Source organism: Lawsonibacter faecis, from assembly GCF_014287675.1.
Classification (GTDB): domain Bacteria; phylum Bacillota; class Clostridia; order Oscillospirales; family Oscillospiraceae; genus Pseudoflavonifractor; species Pseudoflavonifractor faecis.
The window spans coordinates 15,936-35,304 of record NZ_JACOPQ010000019.1 but is presented as its reverse complement, the minus strand read 5'-3'; the positions used below and the strand labels follow the sequence as shown (position 1 = coordinate 35,304).

Annotated in this window: 14 protein-coding genes; 12 read left to right on the top strand and 2 right to left on the bottom strand. The window is 66.3% G+C overall.

Going from position 1 to position 19,369, the window contains the following annotated elements; translation table 11 throughout:
• The first annotated feature begins 1 nt into the window (after position 1).
• The 10 genes from cobD to hemL all read left to right on the top strand — a co-directional run bounded on the left by cobD (position 2) and on the right by hemL (position 11,523).
• Positions 2-1,057 (top strand): threonine-phosphate decarboxylase CobD, encoded by a 1,056-nt coding sequence (gene cobD / locus H8S62_RS16775; protein WP_186920333.1) that lies wholly within the window; start codon positions 2-4, stop codon positions 1,055-1,057.
• A complete protein-coding gene (locus H8S62_RS16770) occupies positions 1,058-2,581 on the top strand; it encodes a cobyric acid synthase (protein WP_186920332.1) in 1,524 nt (507 codons plus the stop codon). It begins immediately after the preceding gene.
• 39 nt (positions 2,582-2,620) lie between these two features.
• Positions 2,621-3,265, top strand: a complete 645-nt coding sequence (locus H8S62_RS16765; RefSeq protein WP_186920331.1) for a precorrin-8X methylmutase — start codon at positions 2,621-2,623, stop codon at positions 3,263-3,265.
• 233 nt (positions 3,266-3,498) lie between these two features.
• Positions 3,499-4,290 carry a sirohydrochlorin cobaltochelatase gene (locus H8S62_RS16760; protein WP_186920330.1) on the top strand — a complete coding sequence of 264 codons (792 nt, stop codon included), beginning with the start codon at positions 3,499-3,501 and terminating at the stop codon, positions 4,288-4,290.
• Between the two features lie 2 nt (positions 4,291-4,292).
• A complete protein-coding gene (gene cobI, locus H8S62_RS16755) occupies positions 4,293-4,976 on the top strand; it encodes a precorrin-2 C(20)-methyltransferase (protein ID WP_155145618.1) in 684 nt (227 codons plus the stop codon).
• Positions 4,977-5,063: 87 nt separating this feature from the next.
• Positions 5,064-6,506 (top strand): glutamyl-tRNA reductase, encoded by a 1,443-nt coding sequence (hemA, locus tag H8S62_RS16750; RefSeq protein WP_186920329.1) that lies wholly within the window; start codon positions 5,064-5,066, stop codon positions 6,504-6,506.
• A gap of 296 nt (positions 6,507-6,802) precedes the next feature.
• Entirely contained in the window at positions 6,803-7,663 is an 861-nt protein-coding gene (hemC, locus tag H8S62_RS16745) for a hydroxymethylbilane synthase (protein ID WP_186920328.1), read from the top strand.
• Positions 7,664-7,727: 64 nt separating this feature from the next.
• Positions 7,728-9,242, top strand: a complete 1,515-nt coding sequence (gene cobA, locus H8S62_RS16740) for a uroporphyrinogen-III C-methyltransferase (protein ID WP_186920327.1) — start codon at positions 7,728-7,730, stop codon at positions 9,240-9,242.
• 17 nt (positions 9,243-9,259) lie between these two features.
• Entirely contained in the window at positions 9,260-10,243 is a 984-nt protein-coding gene (hemB, locus tag H8S62_RS16735) for a porphobilinogen synthase (protein ID WP_186920326.1), read from the top strand.
• Positions 10,243-11,523 carry a glutamate-1-semialdehyde 2,1-aminomutase gene (gene hemL / locus H8S62_RS16730; RefSeq protein WP_186920325.1) on the top strand — a complete coding sequence of 427 codons (1,281 nt, stop codon included), beginning with the start codon at positions 10,243-10,245 and terminating at the stop codon, positions 11,521-11,523. The genes hemB and hemL overlap by 1 nt, the downstream gene beginning before the upstream one ends.
• Positions 11,524-11,655: 132 nt before the next feature.
• Here hemL and H8S62_RS16725 read toward each other — a convergent pair whose 3' ends face one another.
• A complete protein-coding gene (locus tag H8S62_RS16725) occupies positions 11,656-12,714 on the bottom strand; it encodes a helix-turn-helix domain-containing protein (protein WP_186920324.1) in 1,059 nt (352 codons plus the stop codon).
• Positions 12,715-12,910: 196 nt separating this feature from the next.
• Positions 12,911-14,035 carry an ABC transporter ATP-binding protein gene (locus H8S62_RS16720; RefSeq protein ID WP_155145605.1) on the bottom strand — a complete coding sequence of 375 codons (1,125 nt, stop codon included), beginning with the start codon at positions 14,033-14,035 and terminating at the stop codon, positions 12,911-12,913.
• Positions 14,036-14,487: 452 nt separating this feature from the next.
• Here H8S62_RS16720 and H8S62_RS16715 point away from each other — a divergent pair, with 452 nt between their 5' ends.
• Both H8S62_RS16715 and H8S62_RS16710 read left to right on the top strand, forming a co-directional pair.
• On the top strand, positions 14,488-16,959 hold the full coding sequence (locus H8S62_RS16715) for a diguanylate cyclase (protein ID WP_186920323.1): 2,472 nt from the start codon (positions 14,488-14,490) through the stop codon (positions 16,957-16,959).
• Between the two features lie 17 nt (positions 16,960-16,976).
• Positions 16,977-19,253: an EAL domain-containing protein gene (locus H8S62_RS16710; RefSeq protein ID WP_186920322.1), complete on the top strand. Its 2,277-nt coding sequence runs from the start codon at positions 16,977-16,979 to the stop codon at positions 19,251-19,253.
• The last annotated feature ends 116 nt before the right edge of the window (positions 19,254-19,369 follow it).

The following is a 19,369-nucleotide window of genomic DNA, read 5'->3' as shown; positions in this document are numbered from 1 at the left end:
TTTGGCGGAATATACCCACGGCGGCGATATCCTGTCCGCAAAGGCCCGATACGGGGGCGAGATACTGGACTTCTCTGCCAATCTGAACCCCCTGGGGATGCCCGGGGCCGTACGCGCGGCGGCCAGGGCGGCGGTGGACGGCTGCGTCCACTACCCCGACCCCCTCTGCCGGGAGCTGACCGCCGCCATCGCTGCCCGCGACCGCGTGGAGCCGGGACAGATTCTCTGCGGAAACGGGGCGGCGGACCTCATCTTCCGGCTGGCCATCGCCCTGCGGCCCGCCCGTGCGCTGGTAACCGCCCCCACCTTCTCCGAGTACGCCCAGGCCCTGGGCGCCGTGGGCACGCAGGTGTTCTCCCACCGGCTGTACGCCAAAGAGAATTTTGACCTCACGGAGCGGGTTTTAGAAGAGCTGACCCCCGGTTTGGACGTGTTTTTCCTCTGCAGCCCCAATAACCCCACGGGAAGAAGGGTGAAGGCCCCGCTTATGGAGCAGATTCTGCATCAATGCGGGGAAAACCGCATCCTTCTGGTGGTGGACGAGTGCTTTTTGAGCCTGTCTGACGGCGCGGGGCCGGGGCTGGCCCCCAGGCTGGCGGAAAATCCCCGTCTGCTGCTCCTGCGGGCCTTCACCAAGAGCTACGCCATCCCCGGCCTGCGGCTGGGGTACTGCCTCAGTGCCGACGGGGCCCTTCTGGAGCGGCTGTCCCTCTGCGGCCAGCCCTGGAGCGTCTCCGGCGCGGCCCAGGCGGCGGGGATTGCGGCCATGGGCTGTCCCCGGTGGCCGGAGGAGGCGCGAAAGCTCATTCAGACGGAGCGGAGCTGGCTTCTGGAGCAGATGTGCGCCCTGAACCTCAAAATCTGGCCCGGGGAGGCCAATTATCTGCTCTTTCAGGCCCCCGGCAGGGCCGATTTGAAGGAAAGGCTGCTGGAGCGGGGCATTTTGGTCCGCTCCTGCGCCAACTATGAGGGGCTGGGCCCGGACTTCTACCGGATCGCGGTCAGGCCCCACGGTGAGAACGAGAGATTGATTTCCGCGCTGAAAGAGGTGCTGTAGATGGCAAAGGCGATTATGATTCAGGGCACGGCCTCCAACGCGGGAAAGAGCCTGCTGGCGGCGGGGCTGTGCCGCATCTTCAGGCAGGACGGCTACTCTGTGGCCCCCTTCAAGTCCCAGAACATGGCCCTCAACTCCTTCATTACCGCCGAGGGTCTGGAGATGGGCCGCGCCCAAGTGATGCAGGCAGAGGCGGCGGGGGTGGAGCCCTCCGTGCGGATGAACCCCATCCTCCTCAAGCCCACCAACGACACCGGGAGCCAGGTCATCGTGAACGGCGTGCCCAGAGGGACCATGAAGGCGGCGGACTACTTCGCCTACAAAGCCAGGCTGCTCCCCGACGTTATGGAGGCCTACCGCTCCCTGGCGGCGGAGCACGACATCATCGTCATCGAGGGGGCGGGCAGCCCGGCGGAGATCAATCTGCGAAAAGACGACATTGTCAACATGGGCATGGCCAAGGCGGCGAACGCCCCGGTGCTTCTGGCCGGGGACATCGACCGGGGCGGGGTCTTCGCCGCCCTCTACGGCACGGTGGCCCTGCTGGAGCCGGACGAGCAGGCGCGCATCAAGGGCTTTATCATCAACAAGTTCCGGGGGGACGTGGAGATTCTCCGGCCCGGGCTGGCGCAGCTTGAGAACATCGCCCGCAAGCCGGTGCTGGGCGTGGTGCCCATGCTGGATGTGGACGTGGACGACGAGGACTCCCTGTCCCAGCGGCTGGAGTACCGCCCCGGCGCCAGGGTGGGCCTGGCGGATATCGCGGTCATCCGCCTGCCGCGGCTCTCGAACTTCACGGATTTCAATCCCCTGGAGCGGATGGAGGAGGTCAGTCTCCGCTACGTCCGCTCCGTCAAGGAGCTGGGCAATCCCGACCTCATCCTCCTGCCCGGCACCAAGAACACCATGGACGACCTGCGCTGGCTCCGCCAGAGCGGGCTGGAAAATGCCATCCTGAAGCATGCCGCCAGAGGCGGCGCGGTGGCGGGCATCTGCGGCGGGTATCAGATGCTGGGCCGCACCGTCTCCGACCCCGGGGGGGTGGAGGGGGGCGGCGCCCTGGCCGGGCTGGGGCTGCTGCCCCATGAGACCGTGTTCTTCGGTGAGAAGACCCGGACCCGGGTAACCGGGCGCTTCCGGGCCCCGGCGGGGGTGTTCGCGGACATGGAGGGAGTCCCCTTCGAGGGGTATGAGATCCATATGGGCCGCACCGACCTGGGCGGAAACGCGCCGCTGGTGGATTTTCAGACCCTGGAGGGGGAGGGGCATACCGACGGGCTGGCCTGCGGGAACGTCTGGGGCTGCTATGTCCACGGTATTTTCGACCGCTCCGGGTGCGCCGCCGCGCTGGTCAACTGCCTGCTCAAGGCCAAGGGCCTGGACGGCTCCGCCGGGGCGGTGGACTGGAGGGCCTACAAGGAACTGCAGTACGACAAGCTGGCCGACGGGATGCGCGCCGCGCTGGACATGGAGGCCGTTTACCGCATTCTGGACGGAAGCGAATCAGACCTGAAAAGTAATTAAGCTGAGCCGGCTTCTTCCGGGCCGGGATTGGAGCGTACAATGAAGATTACGTTACAGCGCGTCGCGCCCGCGGAGATTGAGGCGCGGAGCATGGAGATCATCGGGGCCGAGCTGGGGGCGCGGAGCTTTCCCGCGGATCAGCTCCCGGTGGTGAAAAGGGTGATTCACACCAGCGCCGACTTTGACTACGCCGACAATCTGGTGTTTTCAGAGGGGGCGGTGGCGAGGGGAATCGCCGCTGTCAAGGGCGGCTGCACCATCGTCACCGACACCCAGATGGCCTGGTCCGGGGTCAATAAGCGGGTGCTGGAGAAATTCGGCGGCAGGGCGGTCTGCTTCATGTCCGACCCCGACGTGGCCGCCGAGGCCAAGGCCCGGGGAGAGACGCGCGCCACCGTCTCCATGGAGCGGGCGGCGGCGCTGGAGGGAAGCGTGATATTCGCCATCGGCAACGCCCCCACCGCCTTGGTGCGCCTCTGCGAGCTGATGGACGAGGGGAAGGCGGACCCCGCGCTGGTCATCGGCGTGCCGGTGGGGTTTGTGAATGTGGTGGAGAGCAAGGAGTTGCTGCTCACCACCGCCGCGCCCCATATCGTGGCCCGGGGCAGAAAGGGCGGCAGCAATGTGGCGGCGGCCATCTGCAACGCGCTTATCTATCTCGCGTCCGGGAACGCGCGGGAATAGGGCACCGCCGCCGGGCGATAGATGAACATAAAGGGGCCTCGCCGCGCCCATGTCATAAAGCGTCGGCATTCCGCGCGCTATCATCTGCCCCAAAAGCTGATATCCAGAGCCGGCGCGTACCCCGGCGAAGAATTCCACATTCTGACTGAGCGCTGCGGGAAGCGGCGGCAGCGCTGCGCTGCCGGCTAAACCCGTTGTGCATGTCCGGGAAACCTGATAAAAGGAGCTTGAGTATGGATGAGAAAAAGGCCATCCTGGCGGTGTCCTTCGGCACCAGCCACGCGGACACCCTGGCGCGGACCATCGGGGCCATCGAGGCCGAGCTGGCGGCAGCCTTCCCGAAGCGGGCCTTCCGCCGGGCATTTACCAGCGGCATGATCTGCCGGAAGCTGAAGGCGCGGGACGGCCTGGACATCCCCAGTGCGGCCGAGGCCCTGGAGGACCTCCTGCGGGAGGGCTGTACCGACGTGGTGATTCAGCCCACCCACGTCATTAACGGCGAGGAGTACGACAAGCTGCTCGCCCAGGCGGAGCCCTGCCGCAGTCGGTTCGCCCGGTTGAGCGTGGGCGCGCCCCTCCTCACCACCGTGGAGGATTATCACGCCCTGGCGGCGGCGGTGCTGGCCGAGCTGCCGGAGGAGCGGGAGGATACGGCAATGATCTTCATGGGTCACGGTACGGAACATTATGTCAACCCGTCCTACGCCCAGCTGGAGTACGTCTTTCACGACCTGGGGCGCAGGGACGTCCTCATCGGCACCGTGGAGGGCTACCCGGCGCTGGAGCAGGTGCTCCGGCGCATGGCGGAGCGGCCCGAGGTGAAGCGGGCGGTCCTCTGCCCCCTGATGGTGGTGGCGGGGGACCACGCGAAAAACGACCTGGCCGGAGCGGATGAGGACTCCTGGAAAAGCCGCCTGGAGAGTCTGGGCTACGAAGTGTTATGTAACCTAAAAGGGCTGGGGGAATACCGGGGCGTCCGGGAGATGTTCGTGGGCCACGCGCTGGCGGCGGCCGGGGAGGAATGAGCATGAAAAAGGGAATGCTGTACGGTGTGGGCGTGGGTCCCGGCGACCCGGAGCTGGTGACCATGAAGGCCGCGCGCATCCTGCGGGAGGCCGACGTGGTGGCCGTCCCCGACAAGGGGAGCGGCGAGAAGACCGCCCTCAACATCGTGCGGGAGTGGACGGCGGACAGGGAGCTTCTCTACTGCCCCACGCCCATGGTGCGGGACAAGGCGCTGCTGGACGGCTGCTACGGGAAGATTGCGGATGACATCTGCGCCCTGCTGGACGCGGGGAAGAATGTGGCGTTCATCACCCTGGGGGACCCCACGGTCTACTCCACCTACATCTATGTCCATAAGAAGGTGCTCTCCCGGGGCTACCGGGCAGAGCTGATTCCCGGCGTGCCCTCCTTCTGCGCCGTGGCCGCCAGGCTCAACACCTCCCTGTGCGAGGGGGCCGAGCGGCTGCTCATCGTCCCCGCGTCCTACGAGGGGGTGGAGGAGTGCATCGATTTCCCCTCCAATAAGGTATTTATGAAGTCGGGCAGGGCCCTGCCCGCCCTGCGGGACAAGCTGGAGGCCCGAGGGCTGCTGGAGGGGGCCGCCATGGTGGCCAACTGCGGCATGGAGGGCGAGCGGGTCTATGAGAGTCTGAAAGAGCTGGAGGCGGGGGAGGGGTACTTCTCCGTGGTCATCGTAAAGGAATGAGACCGGCGGGGGAATGTCCGAAAAGCCCCGGCGGGATGGGATGCGGAACCCGAGAGAACGATACATACAGGAGAGGCTGATTGCCATATGAACATCGCCATGGCCGGGCTGGACTACGCCCTGGCGCCCATTGAGCTGCGGGAGCGGCTCTCCTTTACCAAAAGCCAGGCGGGAGAGCTGGCCGCGCATATCCGGGAGACCCGCGCCGGGGTGCTGGGGTGCGTGCTCATCTCCACCTGCAACCGCACGGAGATTTACCTCTCCTGCGGGGAGGGGGAGGCGCCGGACCCGGCGGCGCTGCTCTGCGCCGCGGCGGGGCAGGAGCACGCGCCCTTCTCCCACGCCTTCGTCACCCGGCGGGGGGAGGACGCGGCCCGGCACCTCTGCGAGGTGGCGGCGGGGCTCAAGTCCCAGATCTGGGGCGAGGACCAGATCGTCTCCCAGGTGAAGACCGCCATCGCCGCGGCGAGGGAGTTCGGCGGGGCGGACAGCGTGCTGGAGACCCTCTTCCGCACCGCCGTGTCGGCGGCCAAGGAGGTCAAGACCAACGTGCGCCTCACGGGGGTCTCCCACTCGGCGGCCCAGCGGGCCGTGGAGGTGCTGGAGCGGGAGCTGGGCCGCCTGGAGGGCAGGACGGCCCTGGTCATCGGCAACGGCGAGATGGGACGGCTGGCCGCCGGCCTTCTGCGGGACGCGGGGTGCGCCGTGACGGTGACCCTGCGGACCTACCACCACGGGGAGACCGTGGTGCCCAGGGGCTGCGCCGTCGCCCCCTATGAGGAGCGCTACGCTGCCATGGAGCGGGCGCAGGTGCTGGTCTCGGCCACCACCAGCCCCCACTTTACCGTGACGGCGGAGGAATTCGCTGCGCTGGCGCGCCGCCCGGCGGTGCTGGTGGACCTGGCCATTCCCCGGGATATCCAGCCCGAGGCCGGGGCGCTGGAGGGCGTGCGGCTTTTCAACGTGGACCAGCTGGGGGAGGGATACCGCCCGGAGATCCCCGCCCGGGTGGGCGAGATCATCGAAAAGCATATGGACCGCCTGCGCCAGTGGGCCGGCTACAGAGAGCGCATCCCGGCCGGGGAGCAGGCGGCGCCCCGGTTCCCGCTGTTCATTGACCTGCGGGGTAGGAAGGTGGTCATGGTGGGCGGCGGCGCCATCGCCTGCCGCCGCATCAGCGTGCTGCAGTCCTTCGGCGCGGAGGTCACGGTGGTGGCGCCCGTGTGGAAGGGCCGGGGAGAGCCGGAGCGGTGGCTGGCGCGGCCCTATGAGAAGGGCGATTTGAACGGGGCCCTTCTGGCTGTGGCCGCCACCGATGACCGGGCCGTCAACCGGCAGGTGGGGGATGACGCCCGGGCCCTGGGCATCCCCGTCAGCGTGGCCGACGCGCAGGAGGAGTGCACCTTCTTCTTTCCGGCGGTGTGCCTGGGGGATGGTCTGGTGGCTGGCGTGGTATCCGACGGCGTGGGGCACAGGCGGACGGCGGAGGCCGCAAAGGCCATCCGCAAAACACTGGAGGAGCTCGCGTGAGACCACGCGGGGCATAAATATTGTTAGAAAACGTCAACACGCCCAATCGGCGGGTCTTTTCCCGCCTGGACGGCGCAGTGTTTCCCTGAAATCCGTCAGGATTCCTGCGAAAAAACGGCTTGCCAGACGAAAAGCTCCCGCGCCGCCGGGCAGACTGCCATTTATCAAACATCAAACAAGGCATAGAAATCGGCGTGCCGCTCGCCGCTGAAGCGGCGGCCGCGGCGTCTGCCGAAACACCTCCGCCCACGGAGGGCTTTCGGCCCGGATTGATGCGGCGGAGCATGGAGGTTTATATGAAGCTGCGTGTTGGAAGCCGGGAGAGCGTCCTGGCGGTCTGGCAGGCCGAGGCGGTGATGGGGGCCATCCGGGCCTGGGATGCGTCCATCGAGCTGGAGCTGGTGACCATGAAGACCACGGGGGACAAGATTCTGGACCGGACCCTGGACAAGGTGGGGGGCAAGGGGCTCTTTGTCAAGGAGCTGGACGCCGCCCTGCTGGAGGGCCGGGTGGATCTGACGGTACATAGCTGCAAGGACCTGCCCATGGAGACCGACCCGCGGCTGCCGCTGGTGGCCTTCTCCCGGCGGGGAGACCCCAGGGACGCCCTGGTGCTGCCCGCGGGGATTGACGCGCTGGACGCAGGAAGGCCCATCGGGTGCGCGTCCCGGCGGCGGGCGCTGCAGCTGAAGCGGCTTTTCCCCGGGGTGGAGTCGGCCCCGGTGCGGGGCAACGTCCAGACCCGGCTGCGAAAGCTGGACGAGGGGCAGTACTCCGCCCTGGTGCTGGCGGCCGCCGGACTCAGGCGGCTGGGGCTGGAGGGGCGGATCAGCCGGTGCTTTACGCCGGAGGAGATGCTCCCCGCCGCGGGGCAGGGCATTCTGGCCGTCCAGGCCCGGGCGGGGACGGATACCCCCTGGCTGGACGGGTTCCGGGACGCCGACGCCACCGACTGCCTCCTGGCGGAGCGGGCCTTCGTCCGGGCGCTGGACGGGGGGTGCTCCTCGCCGGTGGCGGCCTTCGCCACCGTGGAGGGGGAAATTCTCACGCTGACCGGCATGGACGAGTGCGGCCGCCGGGTGCGCGCGGCCGGCCCCAGGGCGGAGGCCGAGCGGCTGGGCGCGGAGCTGGCGGGACAGGTCAGGCGTGAAAACTGAAACGGCATCGATGAAAAGTGATCTGCCGCGGCAATGGATGGCGGCAGGAAAGGAGAACGGGCCTATGGTGGGCAGCGTGATTTTGGTGGGCGCGGGACCGGGCGATCCGGGACTGCTGACCCTGAAGGGCCGCAGAGCTCTGGAGGAGGCCCAGGTGGTGGTGTACGACGCCCTGGTGGGCGCGCCCATCCTGGCCCTCATGCCCGAAGGGGCTGAGAAAATCGACGTGGGCAAGCGGGCGGCCCGCCACACGGTGCCCCAGGAGGGCATCAACCAAATCCTGCTGGACAAGGCCCTGGAGGGCAAGCGGGTGGTGCGCCTCAAGGGGGGCGACCCCTTCCTCTTCGGCCGGGGCGGCGAGGAGCTGGAACTGCTGGAGGAGCGCGGCGTACCCTTCGAGGTGGTGCCCGGCGTGACCTCGGCCATCGCCGTGCCCGCCTATGGCGGCATTCCGGTGACCCACCGGGACTTCACCTCCTCGCTCCACATCATCACCGGCCACGCCCGTGACGGAAAGCCCCTGGACATCGACTTCGAGGCCCTGGTGCGCACCGGGGGGACCCTGGTGTTCCTCATGGGCGTCACGAGCCTGAGCGCCATCTGCGCGGGGCTGGTGGCCGCCGGTATGGACCCGGACACCCCCGCGTCCATTGTGGAGCAGGGCACCACGCCCATGCAGCGGCGCGTGGACGCCACCGCCGCCACCCTGGCGGAGAAGGCGGCGGCCGAGCGGGTGGGCGCGCCCGCCATCAGCGTCTTCGGCAGCGTGTGCGCCCTGGGGGAGCGGTTCGACTGGTTTGACAGGCTGCCCCTGAAGGGCAGGCGTGTGGTGGTCACCCGGCCCAGGGAGCGGGCGGGGACCCTGGCCGGCCGGCTGCGGGACCTGGGAGCCGACGTGGTGGAGTACCCCTGCATCGAGACCGTGCCCATCGTGCCCTGTCCGGACATGGCCCGGGCGATGGAGCGGATCGGAGCGTACGAGTGGCTGGCCCTCACCAGCCCCGCCGGGGTGTCCGCCCTGATGGACGAGCTGGACCGGCAGGGTAAGGACGCCCGGGCCCTGGGGAGCGTAAAGCTGGCGGCCATCGGCGGCGGAACCGCCGGGGAGTTGAAGGCCCACGGCCTGCGGGCGGACTATGTGCCCGAAGTGTACGACGCGGAGCATCTGGGCGCGGGGCTGGCGGAGCGGGCGCGGGGAAGGGTGCTCATCCTCCGGGCTGAGCTGGGCTCCCCGGCCTTGACTGCGGCGCTGGATGGGGGTAAGATTCCCTATGACGACGTCCACACCTACCGGACGGTCTATGAGAATCCCCGGTCGGGGGAGCTGCGGGAGCTGCTGGAGCGGGGAGAGGACCTGCTGGTGACCTTTACCAGCGCGTCCACCGTGAAGGGGTTCGTCGCCTCCGTGGGGGAGGACTTTGATTTCTCCGGGGTGACCGGGGCGTGCATCGGCGTGCAGACCGCCGGGGAGGCCGGAAAGCACGGCATCCGCACCGTGGTGGCGGAGAGGGCCGACATGGACGCGCTGGTGGAGACCGTGATGGGGCTTGGCGCCCCGCCCCGCCCCGCCGGGATATGATATTTGGAGGAGTTATGATGGATATGACCATTCGGCCCCGCAGGCTGCGGGGGTGCGACAGCCTGCGGCATATGGTGCGGGAGACGCGGATGTCCCCCGACAGCCTCATTTACCCCATCTTTGTGGACGAGCAGCTCACGGGCAGGCGGGCCATCGACGCGCTGGAGGGGCAGTACCACTACGGGCTGGACAGCGTCTGCGGTGCGGTGCGGGAGTGCGTGGAGGCCGGGGTGGGCCGGTGCATCCTCTTCGGCCTGCCGGCAAAGAAGGACGCCAGCGGCTCCTCCGCCTGGGACAGGAAGGGCGTGGTCCAGCAGGCCATCCGGGCCATCAAGAAGGAATTTCCCGACTTCTACGTCATTACCGACGTGTGTATGTGCGAGTACACCGACCACGGCCACTGCGGGGCCCTGTGCGGACACGAGGTGGACAACGACAAGACCCTGGAGCTTCTGAGCAGGACCGCCCTCTCCCACGTGGAGGCCGGGGCGGACATGGTGGCCCCCTCCGACATGATGGACGGCCGGGTGGCGGCCATCCGGGCCGTTCTGGACAAGAACGGCCACCAGAACACCCCCATCATGTCCTACTCCGCCAAGTACGCCAGCGCGTTTTACGGCCCCTTCCGGGAGGCGGCGGGCTCCGCGCCCTCCTTCGGGGACCGAAAGGGCTACCAGATGGACCCCCACAACCGCAAGGAGGCCGTGAAGGAGTGCGCCCTGGACGTGGAGGAGGGGGCGGACATCCTCATGGTGAAGCCCGCCCTCAGCTACCTCGACATCATCCGGGAGTGCTCCGACGCTTTTGATCTGCCCATGTGCGCCTACTCCGTCTCCGGGGAGTACGCCATGACCAAGGCTGCGGCGGCGGCGGGGCTCATCGACGAGTACCGCGTCATGTGCGAGAGCGCGGTTTCCATCTTCCGGGCGGGGGCGGACATCCTCATCACCTACTACGCCAAGGAGCTCTCCCAGGCCATGAGGAAGGGGGACATCGGCTGATGGACCGCAGCGAACAGCTCTTTGAGGCGGCGAAAAGGGTGCTGCCCGGCGGGGTCAACTCCCCGGTGCGGGCCTTCCGGGCCGTGGGCATGGCCCCCCGCTTCATCACCAGGGCCGACGGCGCGTATATCCACGACGCGGACGGGAGGAGCTACATCGACTACGTCTGCTCCTGGGGCCCCATGATACTGGGGCACAACCACCCGGCGGTCAGGGAGGCGGTGGAGGAGGCCGTGAAGGACGGACTCTCCTTCGGCGCGCCCACGGAGCGGGAGGTGGAGATCGCCCGGCTCATGGTGGAGCTGGTGCCCAATATTGAGATGGTGCGGATGGTGAACTCCGGCACCGAGGCCGTCATGTCCGCCCTGCGGCTGGCCCGGGGGGCCACCGGGCGGGAGAAGCTCATCAAGTTCGAGGGCTGCTACCACGGCCACTCCGACTGTATGCTCGTCAACGCCGGGTCCTCCGCCCTGGCGGGGGGGCACCCCTCCTCCGCGGGCGTGCCCGTGGGGGCCGCGAAGGACACGCTCACCGCCCAGTTCAACGACCTGCAGAGCGTGGAGGTCCTTCTGAATGAGAACGCGGGAGAGGTGGCGGCCGTCATCGTGGAGCCCGTGGCCGCCAACATGGGCGTGGTGGGTCCCGCCCCCGGCTTCCTGGAGGGCCTGCGCGCCCTCTGCGACAAACACGGGGCCCTGCTCATTTTCGACGAGGTCATCACCGGCTTCCGCCTGGCCCTGGGCGGGGCTCAGGAGTTCTTCGGCGTGCGGGCGGATATCGTCACCTTCGGCAAGATCATCGGCGGCGGGATGCCCGTGGGGGCCTACTGCGCCAGCCGGGCGCTGATGGAGCAGGTGGCTCCCTGCGGGAGCGTCTACCAGGCGGGGACCCTCTCCGGGAATCCCGTGGCCATGGCGGCGGGGCTGGCCCAGCTGCGCTATCTGAAGGCCCATCCGGAGGTCTATTCCGGCATCAACGGCTACGCCGCGCGGCTGGCGGACGGCCTGCGGGAGATCGCGGCGCGGACCGGGACCGGGGTGCGCATCAACCAGGTGGGCTCGGTGCTCTCCCCCTTCTTCACCCCGGACGACGTGAACACCTTTACCGACGCCAAGGGCAGCGACGTGGGAAAGTACGCCCGCTATTTCGCCGGGATGCTGGAGCGGGGGGTCTATCTGGCTCCCGCCCAGTTCGAGGCCATGTTCGTCTCCGCCGCCCACAGCGGGGAGGACCTACGGCGGACGCTGGAGGCCGCCGGGGAAGTGCTGGGGGCGCTGTAAGGCGGCGCTATACAGGGGCGGCTTGGGGCTGGGATGAAATCCTCCGCCCCGGCCGGTTCTCCCCCCTGTCAAGGGAGGAGAAGAGCAAAACAGAAACCCACCCGGCAGTCTGATGAGGCTGCCGGGTGGGTTTCAGCATTTGGCGCGGTAGCGGGCGATGAGCGCGTGAAATTCAGGAGACGTGCGGAGAAAGTCGCAGCCCGGATCGGACTCCAGGTCCGCGAGCAGGGCGGGGAGGAACTGTGCGCCGAAATCCCCGGGACTCTCCCTGAGCGGGAGGTGGCGGTACAGCGGGGAGGAGCGGCAGTCCCAGGGGGCGAGGACGGCCTCCAGCAGCTCGGAGAGCCGGGCCAGGGCGGCTGCGGCGTCCTCCCGGGCCAGGGCGAGCTGGAAGGGCGGGACGGCTGCGGCGTAGGACCACTGGCCGAAGAGGTCCACGGCCTGCCCGGCCATTTCCGCAATCCGGTCGGCGTCGCCGGCCCGGCCCTCCTTCCGGGCGATCTCGGCCAGGGGCAGCAGGAGGGCCTGGAGCTCGTTGAGGGCGGAGAGCAGGCGGGACTCCAGGACCTCGGCGGCCTGGGCCAGCTTCCCCTGTCTGGCCCAGAGATTGGCCTGGAGCAGACGCTTGTCCATGGCGCTGCGCTCGGGGAGGCGGTCCAGCAGGGCCTGGGCGCTGTCGTACTGCCCGGAAGCAATGTGCTTTGAGGCCAGCAGGAAGGTGGAGCTGACGCGGATCTCCCCGTCCCCGCAGTCGGCGGCGCGTTCATAGAGGGTGATGATCCGGGCGGCGTAGGGTTCTCTCTCCTCCGGGGACAGGCCGGACATCATCAGGCCGCCGTCCAGCAGCATGGCGGCGCTGTGGAGCAGGGGGGCGCAGGCGGGGTACGTCCGGAGATGGGTCATGGCGAGGTCGAAGCCCCGTGCGAAGCCGCCCGTCCGCATGGCGGCGCCGATCTCGCTGCAGAGGCGGGCAACCTCCTGCCCGGTGGGGCCCTCGCCGAAGCAGAGCAGCGTGTTGGGGTCCACCCTGAGGAGCCGGGCGAGAGGGGAGAGCAGGGCGATGTCCGGACAGGTGGCCCCCTTCTCCCATTTGTTGACCGCCGGGGCGGTGACCCCCAGATAGTCCGCCACCTGCTCCTGGGTGAGGCCCAGCGCCTTCCGCTGTTCGCGGATGATCTCGTTCATCGGCATTTGCAGCGCTCCTTTCGTTGAGGCTATTGTATCAGGGCGCGGGGGGGAGCGCAATTGAGGGCTTATTAAATTGTGAGATGGAAAATAAACCGGAAGTTAATAGAGCGGCGCGGCCTGCCCCTGCGGGGAGAAATAAAAATTCGGTCTGCCGCGAAGCTTCGCGGCAGACCGAATTATCTGATTCTTAGTTCTTATCTTACAGGGCCAGCAGGTTCAGCTCGGTGGACGGGTCGAAGAGATGGACCAGGTCCTCCGGGAAGGAGAAGTGGACCTCGGTGCCGAAGGGAATGCCGGCCCGGTGCTGGGCGGGCAGGTCGGTGGAGGGGATGCGCAGAACCACGTCCTTCTCGCCGGCGACCACATGGAGATGGACCTCGCTGCCCATCATCTCGGACACGTCCACATGGGCGTTGACGGTGGTGGGGTCGGCGGCCTGCTTGAGGGTCATATGCTCGGGGCGGCAGCCCAGGGTGACGTCCATGGAGTTCACGCCCTTGGCGGCCAGGCCCTTCTGGATGCGGTCGGAGAGCGCCACACGGGTCTCGCCGTAGGTACAGTAATAACCGGCGCCGTCCTTGACCAGCTTGGCGTCGAAGAGGTTCATCTGGGGGGAGCCGATGAAGCCGGCCACGAAGATGTTGGCGGGGTGGTCGAAGACCTGCTGGGGTGTACCGATCTGCTGGATGAAGCCGTCCTTCATAATGACGATGCGGTCGCCCAGGGTCATGGCCTCGGTCTGGTCGTGGGTGACGTAGATGAAGGTGGTGTCGATGCGCTGGCGGAGCTTGATGATCTCGGCGCGCATCTGGTTGCGCAGCTTGGCGTCCAGGTTGGACAGGGGTTCGTCCATCAGGAAGACCTGGGGCTCACGCACGATGGCGCGGCCGATGGCCACACGCTGGCGCTGGCCGCCGGACAGAGCCTTGGGCTTGCGCTCCAGGTAGGTGGTGATATCGAGGATCTCGGCGGCCTCGCGGACCTTTTTGTCGATCTCGGCCTTGGGAGTCTTACGCAGCTTCAGGGCGAAGGCCATATTTTCGTACACGGTCATATGGGGATAGAGGGCGTAGTTCTGGAACACCATTGCGATGTCGCGATCCTTGGGCTCCACGTCGTTCATCCGCTTCTCGCCGATGAAAAGGTCGCCGTCGGAGATGTCCTCCAGGCCCGCGATCATACGCAGGGTGGTGGACTTGCCGCAGCCGGAAGGTCCGACCAGGACGATGAATTCCTTGTCCGCGATCTCCAGGTTGAAATCGTGGACGGCTACGACGTTCTTGTCGTAGATCTTCTTGATGTTCTTCAGACTCAAAGTTGCCATGTACAAGGCCGTGACTGCAAAGCCTCTGCAAATACAGTCTTGCGGGCAGGGAGCGACACCCCGCACGCTTTACGGCAGGTCTCCACACTGCCGCACCGCCGGCCCGGCGGGTTTTGGTCTCCTCCTTTTTTACGGCGAGACGGGCCTATTTCGGGCACGGACGTACCCGTGAATGGAGTAGTCCCGTACCGCCTGTTTGTATGTAGCCGGGGGGACGAAGTCCATCCCGGTCCAAGCATAGTTTAACACAAAAAGCCGCGCTTGACAACCATGACAAAAAAACTAAAACATGGATAGGTAATCTGTGCAAAAAGTACAGTAAAAATATGGAATAGTTACATATTTGGGCAGATAAATGCGCACGAAACAGGATGATATAACTTGTGCTTTTCCTCGTTATGCTGTAGAATATGCTATCAGGAAATGATGCAAAAGAGAGAGTAGGTGGAGCGGTGGGGAGGCTGGCGCGGCTGACGGCCGCGGTTATGACGGTGCTGCTCTGCGTCGCCCTGGCACCGCCGGGCCGGGCGACGGCAGAGTCCGGCGAGACCCTGCGGGTGGGTTTTCCGATTCAGGCGGGGCTCACCGAGGTGGACGGAGATGGAAACCTGTCGGGGTATACCTACGAGTACCTCCGGGAAATCGCCCAGTATACCGGCTGGGAGTATGAATTTGTGCAGATGGACGGCAGCCTCAACGACGTTTTGTCCGAAATGCTGGAGATGCTTGAGCGCGGCGATCTGGACCTGCTGGGCGCCATGAACTACAGCGACGCCCTGGAGGAGATTTACGACTATCCCGGCTACAGCTACGGTACCTCTCACTCCGTTCTGGCCGTGCTGGACGAGAGCGACATCACCGAGAGCAATTACGCCATCGGCAGGGTGCTGCGGGTGGCGGTGATTGAGCGGGCCGTATCCCGCAACGAGCAGCTCGCGCGCTTTTGCGAGAGCAGCCAGATCAGCGTGGAGTACGTCGCCTGCAAGAGCGACAGGGAGCAGCTGGAGAAGCTGCACAGCGGCGAGGCCGACGCGGTGCTCTGGGTGGATGTCGCCCTGGAGGACGATATGCGGCAGATCGTCCGCTTTTCCCCCAACCCGTTCTACTTCGCCACCACCAAGGGGAACAGTCAGGTGACCGCAAGGCTCAGCAGCGCCATTGCGGAGATCAGCAAGGCGGACCCCTATTTCGAGGTGGAGCTATACGAAAAGTATTTTGGACATAAGGACGACAGCCTCCGCCTGGGCGGCGAGGAGCGGACCTATATCAGGGGCGTGGACACCCTGCGGGTGGCGGTGGTGGAGGGGAAGGCCCCGATACAGGACATCGACCCGGACACCGGGGAGTTTGTGGGGGTGGCCCGGGAGGTCTTTGACTATATTGCGCAGCAGACGGGCCTACAGTTCCAGTATGTGACGGCCCACTCCTCGGAGGAGCTGGTGCGGTTTATGGAGGAGGGGACGGTGGACATGGCTGCCTGCGTCCCCTACGACTACGAGAGCGCCGAGTACTACGGCGTCGCCCTGGGACGGCCCTATCTGGAGGCCCAGATTGTGATGGTGCTGGGGGGGAGCATAGACGCGTCCAGCCTGGCGGGCAAGCGGCTGGCCCTGGCCAAGGGGCTCATCTACCGCGGCGAATACATGGGGGACGTCATTTGGTACGACACCGTGCGCGAGTGCATTGAGGCGGTGGACAGCGGCCGGGCGGACTACTCCTACGGGAACGGCTACACCGTACAGTACTACGCCAACCGCGATAAATACCGCAATGTCTCGCTGGTGCCCCAGTCGGGCACCACGCAGGAGCTGTGCATTGGCGTGTCCAAGCCGGTGGATATGACCCTGCTCACCATTCTCAACAAGGCGGTGCTCAGCATTCCCAATGACGAGCTGCAGGCTATGGTCTACCGCAACGCGGTGCCGGAGGAGTCCATCACCCTGGGCGCCTTCGTGAAGGCCAACCCCTGGGTGGTCATGATGGCGGCGGCGGTGCTGGCGTTGGTCATCGCCGGGGCGTTGCTGCTCTATTACCACTCCCGGATGCGCCTGATGCGGCAGGCGGAGCTGGAAAACCGCAGATATGCCCAGCTGTGCGAGCTCTCAAACGAGCATCTTTTCGAATACGACTACCGGAAGGACCGCCTCACTCTGGCGGCCAGGAGCGCCCGGATGCTGGGCGTGCCCGTGGTGCAAGAGCATTTTGGGTTCCGCATCGGGCAGGAGGACTCCGAAAAGGGCGCGGCGGGCCGGGAGCTGTTCCGGATGCTCCAGAGCGGCGGGGAGCAGGGCAGGGATATGCAGCTCTCCCTCTCCGACGGGAGCCGCTGCTGGTTCCGGGTCACCGCCAAGCAGCTCAAGGACGAGGGGGGCAAGCCCCTGGTCACCATCGGCAAGCTGACCAATATCCAGCGGGAAAAAGAGGAGCGGGCGCTGCTGGTGGAGCAGGCCCAGCGGGACAGCCTGACCGGGCTCTACAACTCCGCCACCATCCGCAGCATGGCTGCCGAGGCTATGGACGGCGGCGAGAGGCGGGGCGCGCTGCTCATCATCGACATTGACCACTTCAAGAGCGTCAACGACCAGTATGGGCACTTTACCGGCGACCGCGTGCTCTCCGGACTCTCCGGCGTGCTGGGCAGGGTGTTCCGCCAGGAGGACCTGCTGGGCCGGCTGGGCGGGGACGAGTTTGCAATATTTATGACCAGCGTGAAGGAGCGGACGGTGGTGGAGGACAAGTGCCGCCTGATTCTCAAGCAGGCGCAGGCGCTGGAGACCGGAGAGGCCGGGCTGCGGGTGAGCGTGAGCATCGGCGCGGCCCTGGCCGGCAGCGGCGAGTCCTTCGGTCAGCTCTACCAGCGCGCGGACCGGGCGCTCTACGAGGCTAAAAAGCAGGGCAGAAATGGATTCCGCGTGGACGAGTGACGCGGGGAGGTGAACAGGTGAAGACAGACTGGGACGAGGGTGCGCACGGCTTTCGCGTGTTCATCGCTGGACTGCTGCTGGTGGGTGCGGTGGTGGCGCTGATGTGCTTTATCAGGGTCAGCATTCTTCGTAATTTCATGCACGGGGAGACAGAGCGGTACCTGGGGGAGGTGTCCAACCACATCGCGGATCAGGTGGATCAACGGATGGCGGACGTCTTTGAGGCCATGGACACCGCGGGAGATCTCTGCCTGCGGCTGGAGAAGCCGGGAGAGCGGATGGAGCTGCTGCGGGTGGCCGCCGGGAGCAACCACATGGTACGCATGGGAATTGCGGATATGGACGGCTGGATGGAGACCACCGACGGCCGCAGCCTCTCAGTGAGCGGCAGCCCGGTCATCCTGCGGGCGCTGGGCGGTGAGGCCGCGGTGTCCGACGTGGCCTACTCCCCCACGGAGGAGGCGATGGCGGTGGTGTACGCGGTGCCGCTTTGGCAGGACGGTGCCCAGGTGGGCGTCCTTGCCGGGAGCGCGCTGCTGGACGATATGCGCAGCTATCTGGGCGTGGAGAGCTTCGGCGGGGAGGGATACTCGGTCATCGTGGACCGACAGGGTGACGTGGTCACATCCACCGACAGCAAAAACGCGCCCGACGAGGACCTGAACCTCTTCCTGGACCTGGAGCTGGGGCGTGTGGACCGGGGGTACGACATCGGGCAGGTGCGCAGCGACATGGAGTCGGGCCGCTCGGGCATCCTCTACTACGCGCTGCGCGACGGGATTCACAAGACGATGGTCTACCAGCCGCTGGACTACAACGACTGGTACCTCCTCTCGGTGGTGCCCACCGAGACGGCGGGGAGGACGGTGGACAGGATGATCCTCCTGGCCGTGGTGGTGGACAGCGCCATTGTGCTCCTCTTCCTGGCGCTGATCCTCCTGGTGAAGCGCAGCTTCCGCCGCCAGCGGAAGGAGCTGGAGCAGCTGGCCTTCTGCGACCCGGTGACCGGGGGACGCAGCCGCGCCTACTTCACCAGGGAGGCGGTGAAGCTGCTCCGCGCCGCGCCGCCCGGGACCTATGCGCTGGTCTCCATGGATGTGGAGAAATTCAAGCTCATCAACGACACCTTCGGCAGCGAGATGGGGGACAAGACCCTCAAATTTATCCACGACGTCATAGCCGCCCGGCTGGGCGAGGGCGAGCTGCTGGCCCGGATTTCGGGCGACGTGTTCAAGCTGCTGCTGAAGTGCGGGGACAGGGCGGTGCTGGAGCGGCGCCTGGGGGAGATGGCCGAGGAGATCAACCGCTTCAATGATAAGCTGCAGGAGAAGTATCTGCTCACTATGGCTGAGGGAGTCTGCATCGTGGACGATCCACAGCTGGACATCGTGACCATCCAGGGCCGGGCCAACGAGGCCAGGGAGGCCGCCAAGCGGAGCAAGCCGGGCAGCGTGAACGTCTGCGCCTTCTACACCAATGACGGGCGCAGCCGGATGCTCCGGGAGAAGGAGATTGAAAACCGCATGGAGGCCGCCCTGGCGGCGGGGGAATTTGAGGTCTACCTCCAGCCCAAGGTGGAGCTGCGCTGGAACAGCGTGGCCGGAGCGGAGGCGCTGGTGCGCTGGCGGGACCGGACCCGGGGACTGCTGCCCCCCAGCGAGTTCATCCCCCTCTTTGAGCAGAACGGCTTCATCGTGAAGGTGGACCTCTACGTCTTTGAGCAGGTCTGCAGGCTGCTGCGCAAATGGCTGGACGAGGGGAAAAAACCCATGCCCATCTCGGTGAACCTCTCCCGGGTCCATCTGCGCAGCCTGAATATCCTCGCCCCGTACGACGAGATCCGGGCCAGATACGACGTGCCGCCGGAGCTTTTGGAGTTCGAACTCACCGAGACCGTGGCCTTCGAGAACGCGGAGGCGCTGCGGATGGTGCTGGGGGAGTTCCACCAGCGGGGCTACCGCTGCTCGCTGGACGATTTCGGCAGCGGCTACTCGTCACTGAATATGCTCAAGGATCTGAACATCGACGTCATCAAGCTGGACCGGACCTTCTTCTCCGACGAGGGGGAGAACGACCGGGGGGACTCCGTGGTCCAGAGCGTGCTGGAGCTGGCGCGCAGACTGAGAATCCAGACTGTCTGCGAGGGAGTGGAGCGGCCCCGGCAGGCGGAATTTCTGCGGCGGACCAGCTGCGACATGGTGCAGGGCTTTGTCTTCGCCCGGCCCATGCCGGTGGCGGATTTTGAGGAATTGGCCTATTCCGGGAAGCCTGTCCCCATGGCGCAGACGGAATAGGCGTTAATGTTCATCGTCAGAAATATAACTTATGGGAGTCGGGCGGCCGGTCTATTGACAGGCCGCCCAAACTTTGGTATCCTGAATGTGAGCTATATGACTGACGGAAGTGGAAT

What these genes read in the sequence shown, in the direction of transcription:
- H8S62_RS16760 (WP_186920330.1), top strand. Translation starts at nt 3,499, where the DNA reads ATGGATGAGAAAAAGGCCATCCTGGCGGTGTCCTTCGGCACCAGCCAC.
- hemA (WP_186920329.1), top strand. Translation starts at nt 5,064, where the DNA reads ATGAACATCGCCATGGCCGGGCTGGACTACGCCCTGGCGCCCATTGAG.
- cobI (WP_155145618.1), top strand. Translation starts at nt 4,293, where the DNA reads ATGAAAAAGGGAATGCTGTACGGTGTGGGCGTGGGTCCCGGCGACCCG.
- H8S62_RS16765 (WP_186920331.1), top strand. Translation starts at nt 2,621, where the DNA reads ATGAAGATTACGTTACAGCGCGTCGCGCCCGCGGAGATTGAGGCGCGG.
- hemB (WP_186920326.1), top strand. Translation starts at nt 9,260, where the DNA reads ATGGATATGACCATTCGGCCCCGCAGGCTGCGGGGGTGCGACAGCCTG.
- H8S62_RS16770 (WP_186920332.1), top strand. Translation starts at nt 1,058, where the DNA reads ATGGCAAAGGCGATTATGATTCAGGGCACGGCCTCCAACGCGGGAAAG.
- H8S62_RS16725 (WP_186920324.1), bottom strand. Translation starts at nt 12,714, where the DNA reads ATGCCGATGAACGAGATCATCCGCGAACAGCGGAAGGCGCTGGGCCTC.
- hemC (WP_186920328.1), top strand. Translation starts at nt 6,803, where the DNA reads ATGAAGCTGCGTGTTGGAAGCCGGGAGAGCGTCCTGGCGGTCTGGCAG.
- H8S62_RS16720 (WP_155145605.1), bottom strand. Translation starts at nt 14,035, where the DNA reads ATGGCAACTTTGAGTCTGAAGAACATCAAGAAGATCTACGACAAGAAC.
- cobA (WP_186920327.1), top strand. Translation starts at nt 7,728, where the DNA reads ATGGTGGGCAGCGTGATTTTGGTGGGCGCGGGACCGGGCGATCCGGGA.
- hemL (WP_186920325.1), top strand. Translation starts at nt 10,243, where the DNA reads ATGGACCGCAGCGAACAGCTCTTTGAGGCGGCGAAAAGGGTGCTGCCC.